Source organism: Armatimonas sp., from assembly GCF_964826245.1.
In genome coordinates this window covers 1-3627 of the sequence record NZ_CBAYMC010000343.1, presented here as the reverse complement: position 1 = coordinate 3627, position 3627 = coordinate 1, and the positions used below count along the sequence as shown (strand labels likewise).

The window sequence follows — 3627 nt, the reverse complement described above, 5'->3', positions numbered from 1 at the left end:
GTGTTAAACGCCTCGTCAATCAGGCTGAGATAGGCGTCTTGGACACCGGCACCGCAGACGACGCTGCCGGGGACGGGGCCGTCGCAGCGGAGGGGATTGCCCTTTAAGTCCGTCACGCAGCCGCCTGCTTCTCGGACAATCAAGTCCATCGCCGCCACGTCCCAGGGCTTGTCGCCGCGGCTGATCATTCCTGCCAGCTCACCGCGTGCCACCAACAATCCGGCGTAGACCATTGAGCAGACTTTAAGAATCTTGCTGCCCTCGCGCTCTAAGAGGGTAGGGAGCTCGGTGAGCTCACCCACGGGGAAGCCGCTCCACCAGAGCCCTTCCACATCGGTGACCGTGGCACGTAGGCTCGTGCCGGTAAAGGCAGTGAGGGGCACTCCGTTACAGAACGCACCTTTGCCCCGCTCGGCAGTGTACATACGATCCGCGTGAAAGTCGTAGGCGACGGCCACTTCGGTGACGCCATTGACTACTAGACCTAGAGAGAACGCTGAGGTCGGGATCCCGAGGGCATAAGGAATGGTGCCATCAATCGGGTCACACACCCAGACATGATCCGCGCCCTCGTGGGGCTGGCTGGACTCCTCGCCAATAATCGCATGGCTGGGGTAGATCCGGGAGAGCTCGCGGATCACGAGGTCATTGATGGCGATATCTGCCTCAGTGACAGGCGTATTGTCGGACTTCCAGGTGCTCTCGCGCGCCGTGATAAAGATATGGCGGCCAATCTCTCCAGCCTGCTTTGCCAGAGAGACTGCCGTCTCCAGATAGGTTGTATTCACGCGACCATTCTACACGATACTGTCATTTTTGGCGTAGTGAGTCTATGAACCTCGGATCGTCCAGCGGCACATCGGGCTTTTCGCCGCGCCGCTTTTTAAACTGCGGGTCAGACGGATCGAACGTGTCGCCGGGCTTGAAGACCCTCGGATCAGCGGGGACGTGCTTATACGGCGTGAAGTCCGGCGTCGTCGTGAACATCTCCGAGAGATCGGTGGCGAGGGCGTCACAGAGGTTGTTGGGGCCAAGACCAAAGAGCCGGTAGATGGTCTTGATAATGCTCATGATGCTGGTGTGCTGGTGGGCGACGTAGTGCTTCTTCATCCACGGGCCGATTCCTAGCACAAAGCTCCGGTGCCGGTCAATGTGATCGCCGTCGCCGCCGGAGTCGTCCTGGGTGACGAAGATCGCCATCTTCTTCCACTCGGGCTGCTGAGAGAGAAACTCGACGATGCGGCCCAGCGCCAGATCGTTGTCGGCCATGTAGCTGGCGGTGTAGGGGTAGCCACGGTCGGGGCGCTTGCCCGCGCCATGGTCGTTGCAGATGGCGATATTGATAAAACGTGGCAGTGCGCCTTTATGCTTCTTCCGGTAGTCCACGATGTCTTCTTTAAACCAATCTGCACGGGCGATATCGGGGATGTTGTTGTTGTAGGCGGGGAAGTTAAAGCAGGTGTTGTCGTAGAGGACTTTGGGCATGGGGAAGTTGACCAGCGTGTTCGCTCCCGACTTGCTCTCCGGCTCGCCTTCGTCGTTGTGCGGGAGCTCGTAGCCCTCACCATAGTTGCGGAACGTGATGCCGCCCCGCGCTAGGTGCTCCCAGAGCGAGCCATTCTCTAGGTAGTCCTCAGGGATCTGCGAGCCGTTGGAGCCAAAGCTGACCATGCGGCCTCGCGCACTCTCTGAGAGAGAGAAGTTCCAACCGGAGTAGAAGACGCGTGTCGTCCAGAGGCTGGGGTAGACCCCGACGAGCCAGCGGTGTCCATCCCCGGAGGCATCGGGCTCCATGTAGAAGTTGTCCGAGACGCCAAACTGCCGTGCGAGCTTTAGGTGATTGGGCATGATCGGGACGCGCTCGTCCTTGCCGTTCTCACGAATCCAGCCACGCTCGCCCCACTCGGCGTAGTCGGGCTCGCCGGCGGCGTTCTCCAGCGTGCCGAAGATACCGTCAAAGGTGTGGTTCTCTTTGGTGATAAAGACAACATACTCAATGTCTTTGGGGAGCTTTGGCGCGGGCGTGGGCTTGGGAACCAGCCCATTATTGGCGAGCACGGCGCGGGTGGCGCTGGCTAAGTTGAGCGCCGGGAGGCTGACACAATCCACCATGCCCGGCATATCGGTGAGGCCGGAGCGCTCATCCGTTGCGGGGCGAGGGTTTTTAGAGCCGCGTGGCCCACGTCCCAGGCCCTTCTGCGTGCCGATATAGAGCGTCTTCTCATCGCTTGAGAGCACGCACTGCGTTGGAAACCAGCCGGTCGGGAGATGGCCCAGCACGGTGCCCGCCTTCGGGTCAATCACCGCCACGGCATTGATTCCGGCCTCACAGACATAGAGCCGTGTCCCGGCTTTATTGAGCGCCATGCCGGTGGGGATCACGCCACGCAGCAGCGCCGTCTCTTTGGTCGGCGTGAGCTTGATGGTCTTCACAGGCTTCATGGTGGCGACATCGAAGAGCTGCACGGTGTCGTTATTGGCATTACTCACAAAGAGCAGGTTGCCGCGCAGGAGAAGCGCATTGGGCGCACTGCCGCCCACGGACTTGCCGCCGTCGGCAGGCGCATGGATCAGAATGCCGGTCTTGGCCTTCGCGGTCACTTTGGGTGCGGCAGGATTGCTCACGTCGTAGGCCCAGAGGCTCTGAGCATCCGGCACGTAGGGGCTTCCTAGCCCTGGCACTCTCCGGCCCTCGCGCTCCACGCCGTTCTCCGCCTCTTTCGAGGGAAACCCAAACGCGGGGACGTTCAGGCCGCGCTTGCTGCCGCCACTTCCGGGCGCAGGTGGCGGCACGAGGCTGTAGTCAAAGATGCCGATATTGGCGATAAAGAGCCGCTTGCCGTCGGCGGAGAGCACACACGAGTATGGCTGCCGCCCCGCAGGCACTTCGGCGGCGACTTTGCTGCCTTGCAGATCAAAGACCACCACTTTCTGCCGCGCGACATCCACGCCGTAGACCCAGCGCTCATCGGGTGAGAGGGCGATATCATTGATGTAGGCTTCACGATCCGCCGCAATTTTTACCGTCTCCGCGTCCCAGTCTGCAGTGCTGTAGATCTCGATCCCATGACCCGCATCGCCGCTGGAGACGATATAGCGGCTTCCGTCTTTGGTAAACACCCCGGAAAAGCCCGCGTCACGCCGCGCAACCACCTTGGGCTTTGTCTCGCCGGACTCTAGCTGCCAGAGCGCCAGTCCTCCCTCATAGAGGCCCGCCAGCGTCTTGCCGTCCGGCGAGAGCCCGACGCTCCATAAGTTCTCACGCGGCACCCAGAGCCGCTTGCCAAGGGGCGTGACAAAGCGTCCATTAGGCAGGATCGTCGTTCCACCAGGGACGACTTTCGCGAACTGTGTGCCTGCGGGGGCACCAAAATGAGGGAATGTTTTTTGCATGGGTTTATGGGGTGTAAAATTTAGAGAGGCCCCCGAAGGAGCCTCTCGTTATGTGGTGTGCTTTGCAGCACTAACCGCCTGATTTTTCTGCTTTTTGTGCTGCGGTTGCCGCAGGATTTGGAACCGCAGCGGGAGTGTCTGCACCGGGCTGTGCTTTTGCCGTTGCGGGGTCAATCGTGGGGCTTGGCTCGGTTTTACTACAACCTGCAAGTGCCAGAAAGACAAGTGCACAGA

2 protein-coding genes are annotated in these 3627 nt (G+C 60.5%); both read right to left on the bottom strand.

From position 1 onward, the window contains the following. On the bottom strand, positions 1 to 788 hold a 788-nt coding region (locus tag AC1XOS_RS21075), incomplete at its 3' end, for an inositol monophosphatase family protein (protein WP_481964178.1). Positions 789 to 810: 22 nt separating this feature from the next. After that, on the bottom strand, positions 811 to 3393 hold the full coding sequence (locus AC1XOS_RS21070) for an alkaline phosphatase family protein (RefSeq protein ID WP_481964177.1): 2583 nt from the start codon (positions 3391 to 3393) through the stop codon (positions 811 to 813). Between the last annotated feature and the right edge of the window lie 234 nt (positions 3394 to 3627).

What these genes read in the sequence shown, in the direction of transcription:
- AC1XOS_RS21070 (WP_481964177.1), bottom strand. Translation starts at nt 3,393, where the DNA reads ATGCAAAAAACATTCCCTCATTTTGGTGCCCCCGCAGGCACACAGTTC.